The sequence below is a fragment of the Terrabacter sp. R4-6 genome (genome assembly GCF_057529065.1).
Genome location: NZ_CP197224.1, coordinates 1,593,318 through 1,607,680, shown reverse-complemented (window position 1 = coordinate 1,607,680; position 14,363 = coordinate 1,593,318). Strand labels below are relative to the sequence as shown.

13 protein-coding genes are annotated in these 14,363 nt (G+C 73.5%); 7 read left to right on the top strand and 6 right to left on the bottom strand.

What is annotated here, in order from left to right; genetic code table 11:
* Positions 1-6 precede the first annotated feature (6 nt).
* Positions 7-1,227: a citrate/2-methylcitrate synthase gene (locus ACSSS0_RS07565; protein ID WP_487230627.1), complete on the bottom strand. Its 1,221-nt coding sequence runs from the start codon at positions 1,225-1,227 to the stop codon at positions 7-9.
* A 109-nt stretch (positions 1,228-1,336) separates the two neighbouring features.
* Here ACSSS0_RS07565 and ACSSS0_RS07560 point away from each other — a divergent pair, with 109 nt between their 5' ends.
* Both ACSSS0_RS07560 and ACSSS0_RS07555 read left to right on the top strand, forming a co-directional pair.
* Complete coding sequence (locus tag ACSSS0_RS07560) at positions 1,337-2,509, top strand: citrate/2-methylcitrate synthase (RefSeq protein WP_435984616.1); 1,173 nt, start codon at positions 1,337-1,339, stop codon at positions 2,507-2,509.
* Between the two features lie 214 nt (positions 2,510-2,723).
* Complete coding sequence (locus ACSSS0_RS07555; RefSeq protein WP_487230626.1) at positions 2,724-3,992, top strand: MFS transporter; 1,269 nt, start codon at positions 2,724-2,726, stop codon at positions 3,990-3,992.
* 2 nt (positions 3,993-3,994) lie between these two features.
* Here the strand turns inward: ACSSS0_RS07555 and ACSSS0_RS07550 are convergent, their stop codons facing one another.
* From ACSSS0_RS07550 to ACSSS0_RS07535, 4 genes are read right to left on the bottom strand one after another with little or no spacing between them, the layout of a single operon-like run.
* Entirely contained in the window at positions 3,995-5,269 is a 1,275-nt protein-coding gene (locus ACSSS0_RS07550) for an ABC transporter permease (protein ID WP_487230625.1), read from the bottom strand.
* Positions 5,266-6,192, bottom strand: a complete 927-nt coding sequence (locus ACSSS0_RS07545) for an ABC transporter ATP-binding protein (RefSeq protein ID WP_435984619.1) — start codon at positions 6,190-6,192, stop codon at positions 5,266-5,268. Before ACSSS0_RS07545 ends, ACSSS0_RS07550 begins: the two co-directional genes overlap by 4 nt.
* Positions 6,193-6,228: 36 nt before the next feature.
* Positions 6,229-6,933, bottom strand: coding sequence for a response regulator (locus tag ACSSS0_RS07540; protein WP_487230624.1), 705 nt, complete (start codon positions 6,931-6,933; stop codon positions 6,229-6,231).
* Positions 6,930-8,318: a sensor histidine kinase gene (locus ACSSS0_RS07535; RefSeq protein ID WP_487230623.1), complete on the bottom strand. Its 1,389-nt coding sequence runs from the start codon at positions 8,316-8,318 to the stop codon at positions 6,930-6,932. The genes ACSSS0_RS07540 and ACSSS0_RS07535 overlap by 4 nt, the downstream gene beginning before the upstream one ends.
* Positions 8,319-8,395: 77 nt before the next feature.
* On the opposite strand from ACSSS0_RS07535, the gene ACSSS0_RS07530 reads away from it, so the two are divergent.
* Positions 8,396-9,523: a M24 family metallopeptidase gene (locus tag ACSSS0_RS07530; protein WP_487230622.1), complete on the top strand. Its 1,128-nt coding sequence runs from the start codon at positions 8,396-8,398 to the stop codon at positions 9,521-9,523.
* A gap of 118 nt (positions 9,524-9,641) precedes the next feature.
* Here ACSSS0_RS07530 and ACSSS0_RS07525 read toward each other — a convergent pair whose 3' ends face one another.
* Positions 9,642-11,054 carry an NAD(P)/FAD-dependent oxidoreductase gene (locus ACSSS0_RS07525; protein ID WP_487230621.1) on the bottom strand — a complete coding sequence of 471 codons (1,413 nt, stop codon included), beginning with the start codon at positions 11,052-11,054 and terminating at the stop codon, positions 9,642-9,644.
* 29 nt (positions 11,055-11,083) lie between these two features.
* Here ACSSS0_RS07525 and ACSSS0_RS07520 point away from each other — a divergent pair, with 29 nt between their 5' ends.
* The 4 genes from ACSSS0_RS07520 (at position 11,084) to ACSSS0_RS07505 (ending at position 14,362) form a co-directional block, all read left to right on the top strand.
* A complete protein-coding gene (locus tag ACSSS0_RS07520; protein WP_487230620.1) occupies positions 11,084-11,929 on the top strand; it encodes a GNAT family N-acetyltransferase in 846 nt (281 codons plus the stop codon).
* 21 nt (positions 11,930-11,950) lie between these two features.
* Positions 11,951-12,772, top strand: a complete 822-nt coding sequence (locus ACSSS0_RS07515; RefSeq protein WP_487230619.1) for a hypothetical protein — start codon at positions 11,951-11,953, stop codon at positions 12,770-12,772.
* A 157-nt stretch (positions 12,773-12,929) separates the two neighbouring features.
* Entirely contained in the window at positions 12,930-13,958 is a 1,029-nt protein-coding gene (gene fbaA / locus ACSSS0_RS07510; RefSeq protein WP_487230618.1) for a class II fructose-bisphosphate aldolase, read from the top strand.
* The gene (locus tag ACSSS0_RS07505; RefSeq protein WP_487230617.1) at positions 13,955-14,362 is read left to right on the top strand and encodes a DUF3151 domain-containing protein; all 408 of its coding nucleotides are present in this window, start codon (positions 13,955-13,957) and stop codon (positions 14,360-14,362) included. The genes fbaA and ACSSS0_RS07505 overlap by 4 nt, the downstream gene beginning before the upstream one ends.
* Position 14,363 lies beyond the last annotated feature (1 nt).

Below are 14,363 nucleotides of genomic sequence, written 5' to 3'. Positions count from 1 at the left end.
GGGTCCTCAGCCCTGCGGGTCGCGGCCGCGCCAGCGCAACGGCTCCTCGGCATACTCCTCGACGACGTGGGCGGCCACGCCGACCGACCTGGCCACCTGGAAGACCACCTCGCCCGACTCGGCCGGCAGGGCCAGGGCGTGGAGCACGGCGGCGCTCGCGAGGTCGATGTTGGGCAGCGCGCCCGTGCGCTCGGCGACGAGCCTCGCGAGCGCGTCGACGCGGCGGCGCAGGCGGGTCGTGCCGCGCCGTCTCCACAGGGCCTCGAGCACGACGTCGGCCCGAGGGTCGCCCTCGGGGTAGAGGAAGTGGCCGAAGCCGGCCACCCCGCCCCGATCGCGCAGCGACCGCGCCACGAGCACGGCGGGGTCGACGTCCTCGGCGAGGAGCGCGTGGGCGGCCACGGGGGCCGCGCCGTGGAGCGGTCCGGCCATCGCGGCATACGCGGCCGACAGGCAGTCGTGGAGCCCGGCGCGGGTCGAGGCGGCGACCCGCGCGGCGACGGTGGAGGCCGTGAGCCCGTGGTCGAGGAGTGCGACGAGGAGCACCCGCAGGACGGCGACGTCGCCGGACGCCGAGGGCGACCCGCCGAGCGCCGCCAGCACGAGCCCGGTGAGCCCGGTGAGCCCGGTGAGCCCGGTGAGCCCCGTGAGCCCTGCGGGCCTTTCGGGCTCGGAACGCGTGGGACCGGGGCCGGCGCCGGCCACGAGCGTCAGCGCACCCCGCAGCGTCGGGAGCGCTGCGGCCGGCACCCGCTCGGGGTCGGTGTCCGAGGCGAAGGGGTCGGCCGCCGCGAGCAGCTGGACGGCGACGGGCATCCGGCGTTCGAGGGGCAGGGCCGTCAGGTCGATGTCGGCCGTGCGCGGCACGACCGGGAGGGCCTGCGGCACCGACGTCCCCAGCACGACGGCGGCCGCCTCCTCGAGCGACGCCAGGGCGACGACCTCGGCCAGCGGGCGCCCGCGATAGAAGAGCTCGCCCTCGGCCTGCCGGCTCACGGCGGTGGCGATGCTCCGGAAGCGCAGCACCGGCTGGGGGCCGCCCGGTGGACGGGTCGCCGAGGCCATGGCGTCGATCTGCGCGCGGTCGAAGAGGCTCTCCTGCTGGCCCGGTCGGCGCTCGCTGCGCAGCAGTCCCCGGCTGACGTACGCGTAGAGGGTGGCGCGCTTGACGCCGAGTCGCTGGGCGGCCTCGGACGTCGTGATCCACGTGCCTGGTGCGGTCGTCACGTCGCCTCCGGGTGCCTGGGGTTGATCGCGTCAACCGTTGACGCGATCAACATTGACGATGTTGATCAACATCGCTGACAGTGACGAGTGAACCTGAAAGGAGGACCCCATGTCCACCACTCCCACCGGATTCATCACCGTCCCGAAGGGTCTCGCCAAGGTCGTCGTCACCGACACCGAGCTCGGCGACGTCCGCGGCGACGAGGGCTTTTTCCACTACCGGCAGTACTCCGCCGTCGACCTCGCCGAGCAGGTCGGCTTCGAGCAGGCCTGGCACCTGCTCGAGCGCGGCCACCTGCCTGACGACGCCGAGCTGGCGGCCTTCACCGCCGAGGTGGGCCGACTGCGCGTCATGCCGCAGGGCCTCGCCGACCTGCTCCCCGCCATCTGCGCGACGACCACCGACTCGCTCCAGGTGCTGCGCACGGCGCTGTCCGCGTGGGGCGGCGTCGCGGGCCTGCGTCCGCTCTACGACTGCGGCGAGGACGAGAAGGCCGCAGCGGCCCTGGCGGCCGTCGCCGTCACCCCGACGATCCTCGCCGCCGCGCACCGTCTCCACCACGGGCTCGAGCCCGTGCCGGCCGACCCGACGCTCGGCCACGCCGAGGACTACCTCCGCATGGTGACCGGGCAGCTGCCCTCGGCACGTGATGCCCGCGCCGTCGAGCAGTACCTCGTCGCGACGATGGACCACGGCTTCAACGCCTCGACCTTCACCGCGCGGGTCATCGCGAGCACCGGCGCCGACCTCGCGGCCTGCCTCGTCGGCGCCATCGGCTCGTTCTCCGGCCCGAAGCACGGCGGTGCCCCGAGCCGCGCGCTCGAGGCCCTCGACGAGATCGGCACCCTGGACCGGGCCGACGGCTGGGTGCGTGACCGGATCGGGTCCGGCGACCGGATCATGGGTTTCGGACACGCGGTCTACCGCACGCGTGACCCGCGCTCGGAGATGCTCAAGCAGATCGCCCGCGGCTGGGACGACCCGCTCGTCGACCTCGCGGTCGGTGTCGAGGACGCCATCGAGCACGCGCTCGCCGAGCTCAAGCCGGGGCGCGAGCTCCACGCGAACGTCGAGTTCTACGCCGGCGTCGTCATGAAGCTCGCCGGCCTGGACCCGTCGATGTTCACGCCGACCTTCTGCGTCGCCCGCGTCGTCGGCTGGACCGCGAACGTGCTCGAGCAGAGCCGCGACCCGAAGATCATCCGCCCGGCCGCGCGCTACGTCGGTCCGCCGCCGCCCCAGCCCGTGCCCACGGGCACGCGCACCCCGCAGCCGGCCTGACGGGGGAGGGCATCGAGCAGGCCCCGACGCATCCGGTTGCCGGGGCCTGCTCGGCGCGACCGGGGGAGCATCCGGTCGCTGGTGGTCGCCCGGAGCCCTCCGAACGTCACGTTCACGGTAGGCCAGAACCGACCCTCTCAGGTCGACGTTCGGGTCAGGACTCGACAAGGTGGTGTCAAGGAAAGGTCGGCATCGCGTAAGGAGGGCTCGCCGGGTGGGTGCGACATCGGGGGAAACGTCCGGCAATGCGGCATTCGTCCGTTTCTGGGTCGCCGATGCCGTCTCCAACCTCGGCACCTTCGTGTCGGCGCTCGCCCTCCAGCTGCTCCTCATCGAGACCCTGCACGCCGACCAGACCGACCTCGGGGTCGTGCGGGCGGCGACGTGGCTGCCCTACCTCCTCTTCGGCATGCTCGCCGGCGTCGTCGTCGACCGGGTCCGGCGCCGGCCGCTGCTCGTCGCGGCCGACCTGCTGTGCGCCCTGCTCATCGGCGCGATCGGCGTCCTCGCGCTGACCGGACACCTGACGGTGCCCCTCGTCGCCGTCCTCGTCTTCGGCGCCGGGTCGGCGTCGATGTTCTTCAGCGCGGCCCACCTGTCGTTCCTGCCGACGATCGTGCCGGAGACCCGTCTCTCCTCGGCCAACGCCCGACTGGCGCAGACGTACGCCGCGACGCAGTCGCTCGGGCCACTCGTCGGCGGCGCGCTCGTGCGGCTGCTCTCCGCGCCCGTCGCGGTGCTCGTCGACGCCGTGTCGTATGCCGTGTCGGCCCTCGTGCTGATGACCGTCCGCGCCCCGGAGCGGGCTCCCGAGCGCACGGCTGAGCGGCACGTGTGGCGCGAGCTGCGCGAGGGTGCGGCCTGGGTCTACCGGCACGCCGTGCTGCGCCCGTACGCCATCTCGCTCCACCTGTGGTTCTTCGCCAACGCCATGGTGACGACCGTCCTCGTCTACTTCGCGACGACGGAGCTGCACCTCGACCCGCTCGCCATCGGGCTCGTCCTCGCCGCCACGGGCGTCACCGGCGTCCTCGGTGCGGGCCTGTCCCCGCGACTCGGCCTGCGCTTCGGCACCGGACGGGTCATCACGACGACCGAGTGGCTGAGCCCGGCGGCATACGCCCTCCTGCTGCTCGCCCGACCCGGGCCGTATGCCGTCGTGTGGCCCCTCGTCGCCAACGCGCTCTTCGGGCTGGCGATGGGGCTGCGGGACCCGCTCGACATGAGCTACCGCAACCTCGTGACGCCCGACCGGTTGCGGGGGCGGATGAACGCGACGATCCGGTCGCTCAACTGGGGCTCGATCGCGGTCGCGGCGCCCCTCGGCGGCCTCGTCGCCGCCACGTGGGGCAACCGGGTCGCCATCGCGATCGGCGTGGTGGGGCTCGCGGCCGCGGCCCTGCTCCTCTGGTGCTCGCCGTACCGTCACGTGACGTCGCCGGGTGAGCGCCGGCGGCAGGGCCGCGCCGTCGGCACCTCCTGAGGTCAGTCCGCCGTGCGCAGGGCCTGCTTCCACGACAGCCGGCCGCGGGTCTGCATGAGCGAGCGGCGGTAGATCTTCTCGCCGATGACGACCGTCACGGCGGAGAAGGCGGCCATGACCAGCAGGGACACGACCGGCTCCCACCAGGCGGCGTCGCCCGCGATGATGCGACCCGGCATCGCCACGACCGACACGATCGGCACGTAGGAGGCGACCGTGAGGGCCGTGCCGCTCAGGGCGAAGCTCGCGAAGTAGACGAGCATGAGCAGCGTCGTCATCGGTGAGGTCGTCGACTGGAGGTCCTCGGTGCGCGAGGCGAGCGCTCCTGCGACGGCGAAGAGGCAGGCCAGGGCGAAGAAGCCGACCGCGAAGAAGAGGATGAACCACACGACCGCGGTCGACAGGGACGGCAGCAGCGACGACCACTCGGTGAACGAGACCGCCACGAGCCCGACGCCGGCGAAGAGCACCACCTGGCCCATCGCGATGACGGAGTTGCCGACGACCTTGCCGGCGAGCAGGGCGCGCAGCGGGATCGCCGTCGCGATGATCTCGACGAGGCGGGACTGCTTCTCCTCGACGACGCTCGCGGCGATCTGCTGACCGAACATCAGGGCGCTCATGAGGAAGAGCAGCGCGAAGGCGAAGGTGGCGGCCTGCACGAAGCCCTGGTTCGTCGTCTGCCCGTCGAAGCGGTCGCCCGTCAACGTCGCGCCGCGCTCGAGCGCCTCGACGGTCGTGCCGGCGGCGGCCGCGTTGCGGTCGAGCGCGGCGTCGCGGACCGCTCCCTCGAGAGGGGCCCGCAACGACAGCGACACGTCGTCGCCGGAGGTCAGCGTCCAGCCGGACGACGTCTCGTGCAGCCACGCGTCGATGTCGCCGCCGTCGACGGCAGCGCGCGCCGCGCCCTCGCCGGGGACGGTCGTCGGGGTGATGACGACGGTGTCGCTCGTCGCCCGCGCGGCCGTGGCCGCCTGCTCGACGAGGCGCGTCCCCTCGGGGGACGAGACCGCGACGGTGTAGGTCGTCGTCTTGCCCGCCTGCCACGCGGAGAAGGCTGCGAAGCCCGCGATGAACACGAGCGTGAAGAGCGTCGAGAAGAGGAACGTGCGGTTCGTGACGCGGACGACGATCTCGCGCACGGCCACGATGAGCCACGGACGTCCGCTCCCGGTGCCGCGCTCGTCGGCGAGCTCGGCGAGCTCGGCGAGCTCGGAGGGCTCGCCGGTGCCGTCGCCGGCGGTGTCAGGGTCCGGACGGCGCTGGAGGGTGGTCATGCCGTCACCTCGCGGTAGATCTGGGCCAGGGTGGGTCGCTGCGGCGAGAACTCGTGCACCTCGCCGCGTCTCAGGGCCTCCTCGAGGAGGGTCCGTTCGGCGCCGTGCTCGACGATCTCGAGCAGGGCCGTGTGTCCCTCGACGTCGACGGCGTGCACGCCCCCGACGCCGCGCACCCACCCGGCGTCGCCCGACAGGACGAGACGGTGCCGCGAGACGGAGGTCGCGCGCAGCTCGTCCGGCGAGCCCGACGCGACGACCCGACCCTTGGCGAGCACGACGAGGCGCTCGCAGAGCCGCTCGACGAGGTCGAGCTGGTGGGAGGAGAAGAGGACCGGCACGCCCCGCGCGGTGTGCTCGCGCAGCAGGTCGGCCATGTTGTCGACCGCGGCGGGGTCGAGGCCGCTGAACGGCTCGTCGAGCACGAGCGCCCGGGGGCGGCCCATGAGCGCGGCGATGATCTGCACCCGCTGCTGGTTGCCGAGGGAGAGCTTCTCGACGTGGTCCTTGGCGCGCTCGGAGAGTCCGAGGCGCTCGAGGTGGGTCGTGACCGAGGCCTTGGCCGCCGAGGCGCTCAGGCCTCGGAGCCGTCCGAGGTAGACGAGCTGGTCGAGCACCGCCTGCTTGGGGTAGAGGCCACGCTCCTCGGGCATGTAGCCGAACTGCCGCCGGTCGAGGGCCGTGATGGGACGTCCGTCCCAGAGCACGTCGCCGCCACTCGGCGACAGGACCCCCATGACCATGCGCATCGTCGTCGTCTTGCCGGCGCCGTTGCCGCCGACGAAGCCGGTCAGACGCCCGGCGCCGACCGTGAAGCTGATGTCGTCGACGGCGCGGATCTCGCCGAAGGTGCGGGTCAGGTGCCGCACCTCGATGTCGGCCGTGGCGCGTGGTCTGGTGAGGCGGTCCCCGTGTTGGCTCATGCCACCCACGCTAGGCCGCGCCCGTCCGTCGGGGGATCACCCGTCCGGTTGATCCTCGGGGTCCCCCGGGAGGATGAGCCCGGCCTCGTACGCCAGCACGACCGCCTGCACCCGGTCGCGCAGGTGCAGCTTGGCGAAGACGTTGGACAGGTGCGTCTTGACCGTCGCCTCGCCGACGAAGAGCCGGCCGGCGATCTCGGCGTTGGACAGCCCGCGGCCCACGAGACCGAGCACCTCCAGCTCGCGCGGTGTCAGGTCGTCGAGCCGTGCGTCCCGATCGACCGGCCGTGGTCCGGCGCCGGCGCCGGTGACCGGGCCGCTCGTCATCTGCTCGATGACGCGCCGGGTCACCTCGGGGGCGAGCAGGGCGTGGCCACCCGAGACGGCGCGCACCGCCTCGATGAGGTGGTCGGCGTCTGCGTTCTTGAGCAGGAAGCCGCTCGCCCCGGCGGCGAGGCCGGCGAAGACGTAGTCGTCCCGGTCGAAGGTCGTGAGGATGACGACCCGGGCCAGGTCGTCGGCGACGATGCGCCGGGTCGCCTCGATGCCGTCCATGACCGGCATCTGCACGTCCATGAGCACGACGTCCGGTCGCAGCTCGCGGGTGAGCCGCACGGCCTCGGCGCCGTCGCTCGCCTGGCCGACGACCTCGAGGTCGTCCTCCACCGAGAGGATGAGCGAGAAGCCCGACCGCACGAGCATCTGGTCGTCGACGAGCAGCACGCGGACCGGCGCGCTCACGACGCCTCCTCGGGCAGCGGCATCCGCACGCGCACCCGGTAGCCGCCGGTCACCCGGGGCCCGATCTCGCTCACGCCACCGTGCGTCGCGAGGCGCTCGCGGACGCCGAGGAGGCCGAGGCCGGTCCCCGACGTGCCCGACCGTGGCCGCCCGCCGTCGAGCACCTCGACCTCGGCGTAGCCGTGCGCGAACCCGTGCTCGGGTCGTCGGTCGACGCGGACGAAGACCGTCGCGGAGGAGGCCGTCGAGTGCCGGCGCACGTTGGCGAGCGCCTCCTGCGCGGTGCGGTAGAGCGAGAGCCCCAGCGGTGCCGGCACGGTCGCGGCCGCTCCGGGCGCGTCCTCGACGACGTGGTACTCGACCGCGAGGCCGTGGGTCGAGGCCTCCCGGGCGAGGGTCGTCACGTCGGCGAGCCCGGGCTCGGGCGCGCGGCTGCGGCTCGCGGGTCCCGTGCCGTTCGAGGCCACGTCCTGGTCGTCGGCGCGCAGGGTGCCGAGCAGCCCGCGCATCTGGGACACCGCGTCGCGCGAGGACGTCTCGACCGAGCGGAGGGCTCCCTCGGCGGCGTCCGTGTCGCGACGCAGCACGCGGCGGGCCGCGGCAGCCTGGATCCCGATGACCGAGACGTGGTGGGCCACGACGTCGTGCAGCTCGCGCGCGATCCGCAGCCGCTCCTCGACGACGGCCTGCCGCTGCAGGCTCGTGGCCTGGGCGTCGATGGTGCGCGCCTGGGCGGCGAGCCGGTCGCGCTGGAGGGCGGCGCGCCACGCGGCCTGACCGCCGATGATGGCGCCGCCGAAGTAGAAGACGTTGATGAGCAGCGTGTAGACGACGTAGGCGCCGGCCGGGCTGAAGAGGCCCTGGTGGACGAGGGGTTCGTCGCCGCGGCTCATCGCCTCCTCGACCCCGCTGCCCACCGCGAGCTGCCAGGCGAGCCAGCCGAACATGAGCAGCACGACGCTGGCGACGACACCGAGCATCGCCTGGCGGTCGCGCGCCCAGGCGACGCCGGTGAAGAGGGCGAGGAAGTAGACGACCTGCATCGGCATGGACACCGCGACGGCCGGCATGAGCAGGCCGAAGACGAAGAGGTGGAGCGACAGGCCGGCCGCGACGAGCAGCGGCCACCGGTGGCGCCAGACGAGGGGGAGCGTGCCGAGGGCCACCGCGACGTGCGGCCAGACCCACGAGTCCTGCTGGGCGCCGAGGGAGTCGATGCTGCGCAGCAGCTCGACGCCGAGGGAGCCCGCGACGAGGAAGCCGAGGGCGACCCAGAGGTCGGCCCGTCGCCGGCGCGGCGAGTCGTCGGGCACCCGCTCCCAGTCGCTGTCGGCGCCGAAGTACGCCCTCACCCGCGCCACGAGGGCAGTCCACCGGCCGTCCATGGGGCCAGCCTAGGCAGGCCGCCCGCGGTCCCGGCTCCCCCTCGAGGCGGAGTCCTCAGCGGCGATAGGTTCTCCGCATGGGTGTCTCCTCCTCCGTCCTCGACGTCACGACGATGCACTCCCGGCTCGACCGGCTCCGGCGGCACGCGGCCGACGCGGGCGTCGCGGCGACCGTCGTGTCGCCCGGCTCCGACCTGCGCTACCTCACCGGCATCGCCGGGTCGTCCTTCGAGCGGCTCACGGCGCTCGTCGTGCCGAGCGATGCCGCCGTCGCCCCCGTCTTCGTCTCTCCCGCGCTCGAGTACGCCGGTCTCGGCCACGTCCCCCTCGGCGAGCTCGGTGTCGAGGTGCGCACCTGGGTCGACGGCGAGGACCCCTATGCCCTGGCGCTCGGCGGGGTGCCGACCGGTCGCGTCGCGGTGTCCGACATGACGCCGGCGCTGCACCTGCTGCGGCTGCGTGACGCGGGAGCCGCCGACCAGCAGCTCGCCGGGCCGGTCCTGCGCGAGCTGCGGATGCGCAAGGACGCGGCCGAGCTCGCCGAGCTGCGCGCCGCCGGTGCCGCCATCGACCGGGTCCACGCCCGGGTCGGGGAGTGGCTCCGGGCCGGCCGCACCGAGGCCGACGTCGCTGCCGACATCGCCGCCGCGATCGTCGAGGAGGGCCACGCCACAGCCGAGTTCGTCATCGTCGGGTCGGGGCCGAACGGCGCGAGCCCGCACCACTCCGTCAGCGACCGTGTCATCGAGGTCGGCGACGTCGTCGTCGTCGACATCGGCGGCCCGCTGCCGTCGGGGTACGGCTCCGACAGCACGCGCACGTATGCCGTCGGGTCACCCCGCGAGCCCGACGTGGCCTCGGCCTACGCCGCGTTGCAGGCGGCGCAGCAGGCGTCCGTCGAGTCCGTGCGGCCCGGCGTCACCTGCGAGGCCATCGACCGGGCGGCGCGGGACGTACTGGCCGAGGCGGGCCTCGCCGAGCACTTCATCCACCGCACCGGCCACGGCATCGGGCTCGACGGCCACGAGGAGCCCTACATCGTCGCGGGCAACGACCTGCCCGTCGAGCCGGGCATGACGTTCAGCATCGAGCCCGGCGTCTACCTCGCCGGCCGCTGGGGCGCGCGCATCGAGGACATCGTCGCCGTGACCCACGACGGTGTCGAGCGCTACAACACCCGCCCGACCGAGCTCGTCGTCCTCTGACGCGAGACGCATGTGACGACGCGGCCACTCGACCGTCGAGTGGCCCCGTCGTCCCACGGGACGACCCCGCCCACCCGTCGAGTGGCCCCGTCGTCCCAGGGGGCGACGATCCACCGCCTCAGGAGTCGAAGCCGACACCCATCCGGTCGAGGGCGCGCAGCCACAGGTTGCGTCGCCCGGTGCGGTCCTCGGCGGCGAGCGACGAGCGCGTGGCCCGCACGGCGGCATACCGGATCGGCTCGGGAGGGAAGGGGATCGGCTTGCGGCGCACCATCCCGAGCCGCGTGAGCTCGGTGTCCTTGCCGTCGACGAGGTCGAGGGCGACGGCCGCGCCGAAGCGGGTCGACGCGACGCCGAGCCCGGTGTAGCCGACGGCATACGCCATCCTCCCGCCGAGGGCGGTGCCGAAGACCGGCGTGAAGCGTGACGTCGTGTCGATGACGCCGGCCCAGCGGTGCGTGAAGTGGATGCCCTCGAGCTGTGGGAAGAGGTCGAGGAAGTGGTCGGCGAGCAGGCCGTGGGAGGCGTCGGACTGCTCGAGCGCCGGGTCGATGCGCCCGGGGAAGTGGTAGTTCGCGTCGTAGCCGCCGAAGAGCACGCGGTCGTCGAGCGTCCTTCGGTAGTAGTGGAACTGGTTGCCGGCGTCGGTGAGCCCCTCGCGTCCCTTCCAGCCGACGGCGTCGAGCTGGGCGGGGGTCAGGGGCTCGGTCATGAGGACGTGGTCGTAGACGGGCAGCACCCACGCGCTGAAGCGCTTGAGGACGCCCTGCGACGCGTTCGTGCCGATGACCACGCGCCGCGCGTGGATCGATCCGCCGTCGAGCGTCACTCTCACGCCGTCGCCCTCAGCGTCGAATCCCGTTGCGCGCGTGTGCTCGTGGAGCCGGACGCCGAGCGACTCGGCCGCGCGGGCCAGGCCCCAGACGAGGCGCGCGGGGTCGACGAGCGCGACCTCCGGGTCGTACATCCCGGCGAGGTAGCTCGGCGAGTCGACGCGTGACCGCGCCTGCTCGGCGTCGAGCAGCTCCACCGGCACGCCGTGGGCGCGGTGCAGCTCGTAGGACTCACGGACGGAGGGCACCTGGTGCTCGGTCAGCGCCAGCGTCAGCTCGCCCGGGACGTGGTGGTCGGCGTCGATGCCGTATGCCGTCAGCGACCTCTCGATGCCCGCGACGTTCTCGGCCGCGAGGCGGTCGAGGGTCTCCATCTCGTCGGGCCAGCAGCCGACGCCCTGGGCGAGACCGTGCGTCAGCGACGGAGCCATGAACCCGCCGTTGCGCCCGGAGGCGCCGTCGGCCAGGCGCCCGGCCTCGACGACGACGACATCGCGCGCCGGGTCGGCCTCCTTGGCCTGGATCGCGGCCCACAGCCCGGTGAACCCGCCGCCCACGACGAGGAGGTCGGTGCGGGGCGCCGCGCCCGTGAGGCGCGCCCGCGGGTCGGGCCGCTCGGGACGGTCGGTCCAGAACGGGACGGGCCGGGCGTCGGCGAGGGCCGCGGCGGCTCGGGGCGAGAGCGGGGAAACAGGCATGACGAGACGGATCAGACCATGCTTGGCTGGTGCCTGTGAACCCCCGTTCGTTCCAGAGCGATACCGAGCCGGCGCCGGAGACCGTCGCCGAGCTGCTGTTGCGGGTCTTCCACGACCAGACGCGCGCGCCCGTCCCGCTCGGGACGGCCGAGCGCCCCCTCGAGCTCGACGGCCCCGTGCGCAAGCACTACGACCTCGACCCGGCCGGTCACTTCGCGATGGTCGAGAGCCCGGACGGTCTCGGTGAGGACCCCGAGGGCCTCGTCGCCCGGGTCCGCGACTTCTTCGCCGAGCGGGGCCAGAGGGTCGAGTGGAAGACGTACGAGTACGACGAGCCGAGTGACCTCGGTGCGCGCCTCGAGGCCGCCGGTTTCGTCCGCGAGGACGACGAGGCGCTCATCCTCGGCGAGGCGGCCCCGCTCGCCGCACAGGACCTCGCACTGCCCGACGGCGTCGTCGTCCGTGCCGCCGACTCCTTCGAGGACTTCGCACGGATGCGCACCATGTCCGAGACCGTCTGGGGCGAGGATCATGCCTGGGTGACGGAGTCGCTCTATCCCGAGTGGGTGGCCCGGCCCGAGTCGATGGACGTCGTCGTCGTCGAGGAGTCCCGGGAGGGTCCGGTCCTCTGCGCGGCCCGGGGGGAGTACGACGAGAGCAGCTTCACCGGCCTGTGGGGCGGCTCGACCCTGCCCGAGTGGCGCGGCCGTGGCCTCTACCGCGCGACGCTGCTCCACCGGGCCCGCCTCGGCCTCGACCGCGACAAGGAGTACGTCCGCGTCGACGCCTCGCCCGACTCGGAGCCGATCCTGCGCCGGCTCGGCCTGCACCGCGTCGCGACGACGACCCCGTACGTCTTCGACCCTGCCCGCTGACCCGCCTGTCACACTCCAGACGTGACGACGGGGATGCGGCGGGAGGCGGTGACGTGGCCGTCTCGGCTGCGTGCCGTCCTCGTCGCGGTGGCACTGGCGACCACGGTGGCCACGGCGCTCGCGGCCTGCACGTCGGAGGAGGGCCGTCCGGGTGGCGGAGGTGCCACGGCGACCGCGCCGGCGGTCAGGGGCTCGGACCCGCCCGCCGCCCAGCCCGATCCGGGGATGACCTTCATCGAGGCGGCGCCGCGCTGCACGACGAGGCGTCCGCTCACCGGCCCGGGGCGGGTGCCCCTCGACGCCGTCTTCCCCGGCGCCGAGTCGAGCGCGCTGTCCGACCCGAAGGAGACCGTGCCGGGTCCCGACGCCGCCGACCGGACCCGGTGCCCCGGCGAGCTGCCGGCCGCGCCGCGCTGCGAGGTGCTCGTGCCGTGGACCGGCCTGCTCCCCGACGCGTTCGTCCCGGCCAGCGGGGCGCGGCGCCTCGTCGAGGGCTACCTCCTGACGATGCCGAAGCAGGCGGGCAACCAGGCCCCGCCCGAGAGCTCGGCCGGCACGAAGGTCGTCACCTTCAGCCTCGTCGACCTCGTCGCGGGCGACCCGGCAGGGCTCGTCGACTACCTCGACGTCGCCTTCGCTGCGTGCGCGAAGGCGCGGCCGAGCACCGTCGCCGGTGTCCGCGCCCTCGTCGGGACGGTGCGGTCGGAGTACGGCGCGGGGACGGCCGAGGTCGTCCTCCTGCGCCGCGGCACCCACCTCGTGTGGGCCAGCCTCGACGGGAGCGGCTGGAAGCAGGGGGAGCAGCAGCGGGCGGTGGCGGCGCTCGTCGCGCGCCTCCTGTGAGCAGGCACTGGGCAGGCACTGGGCGGGCACTGAGCGCGCACTGAGCGGGCACTGAGCGGGCGCTCACCGGTGGGTGGGCACCCGTGGGCACGCGCCGGCATACGTGGCAGGATTCACGGCGGATCGTGAACCCGCTCACCAGACAGCAGGAGTAGCAATGCCCATCGCCACCCCCGAGGTGTATGCCGACATGCTCGACCGCGCGAAGGCCGGCTCCTTCGCGTACCCCGCCATCAACGTCTCGAGCTCGCAGACGCTGAACGCCGCGCTCAAGGGCTTCGCCGACGCCGGGTCCGACGGCATCATCCAGGTCTCGACGGGTGGGGCCGACTACCTCTCCGGCCCGAGCATCAAGAACATGGTCAGCGGCTCGCTCGCCTTCGCGGCGTACGCCCACGAGGTGGCCAAGAACTACCCCGTCAACATCGCGCTGCACACCGACCACTGCCCCAAGGACAAGCTCGACACCTTCGTGCGGCCGCTCCTCGCGGCGAGCGCCGAGCGCGTCCAGGCCGGCGGCACGCCGTGGTTCCAGTCGCACATGTGGGACGGCTCGGCCGTGCCGCTCGACGAGAACCTGTCGATCGCCCAGGAGCTGCTCGCCCTCGCCAAGGCCGCCAACGTCATCCTCGAGATCGAGGTCGGCGTCGTCGGTGGCGAGGAGGACGGCGTCGAGGGTGCCATCGACGACAAGCTCTACTCGACCCCCGAGGACGCCATCGCGACCATCAAGGCCCTCGGCTCCGGCGAGAACGGCCGCTACCTCACGGCCCTGACCTTCGGCAACGTCCACGGCGTCTACAAGCCCGGCAACGTCAAGCTGCGCCCCGAGATCCTCCTGCAGGCGCAGCACGCCGCTGCCCAGGAGCTCGGCCTCTCCGACGACGCGCGCCCCTTCGACCTCGTCTTCCACGGCGGCTCGGGCTCGCTGCCCGAGGAGATCTCGGCCGCCGTCGACAACGGCGTCATCAAGATGAACGTCGACACCGACACGCAGTACGCCTTCACGCGCGCGATCGCCGGCTGGATGATCGGCAACTACGACGGCGTGCTCAAGATCGACGGCGAGGTCGGCAACAAGAAGCTGTACGACCCCCGCGCCTGGGGCAAGGCGGCCGAGGAGGCCATGGCCAAGCGCGTGGTCGAGGCGTGCGACGCGCTGCGCTCGGCGGGCAGGCACCAGTGAGCGACAACCTGCTCGGCATCCCCGAGACCCGCCTGGCCGTCGACCCGGCCGCCGAGAAGATCGAGTCCGGGGTCGACCCGGTCCAGGTGGCCGCGACCTACCCGTCGAGCTCGCTCGCGTGGGCCGTCCTCGCCGAGGACGCGCTCGCCGACGGTGACCGCGACGTCGAGGCGTACGCGTACGCCCGCACCGGCTACCACCGCGCGCTCGACTCGCTGCGCAAGTCCGGCTGGCGCGGCCAGGGTCCGGTGCCGTGGTCGCACGAGCCCAACCGTGGCTTCCTGCGCGCGCTCGCGGCCCTCGCCCGGGCGGCCCGCGCCATCGGCGAGAGCGACGAGGAGGCCCGCTGCACGCAGTTCCTGCGCGACAGCTCGGCCGAGGCGGCGCGCGAGCTCGGTCTCTGAC

Coding starts and splice junctions, on each gene's coding strand:
- ACSSS0_RS07560 (WP_435984616.1), top strand. CDS start 1,337: ATGTCCACCACTCCCACCGGATTCATCACCGTCCCGAAGGGTCTCGCC.
- ACSSS0_RS07550 (WP_487230625.1), bottom strand. CDS start 5,269: ATGACCACCCTCCAGCGCCGTCCGGACCCTGACACCGCCGGCGACGGC.
- ACSSS0_RS07545 (WP_435984619.1), bottom strand. CDS start 6,192: ATGAGCCAACACGGGGACCGCCTCACCAGACCACGCGCCACGGCCGAC.
- ACSSS0_RS07535 (WP_487230623.1), bottom strand. CDS start 8,318: ATGGACGGCCGGTGGACTGCCCTCGTGGCGCGGGTGAGGGCGTACTTC.
- ACSSS0_RS07530 (WP_487230622.1), top strand. CDS start 8,396: ATGGGTGTCTCCTCCTCCGTCCTCGACGTCACGACGATGCACTCCCGG.
- ACSSS0_RS07525 (WP_487230621.1), bottom strand. CDS start 11,054: ATGCCTGTTTCCCCGCTCTCGCCCCGAGCCGCCGCGGCCCTCGCCGAC.
- fbaA (WP_487230618.1), top strand. CDS start 12,930: ATGCCCATCGCCACCCCCGAGGTGTATGCCGACATGCTCGACCGCGCG.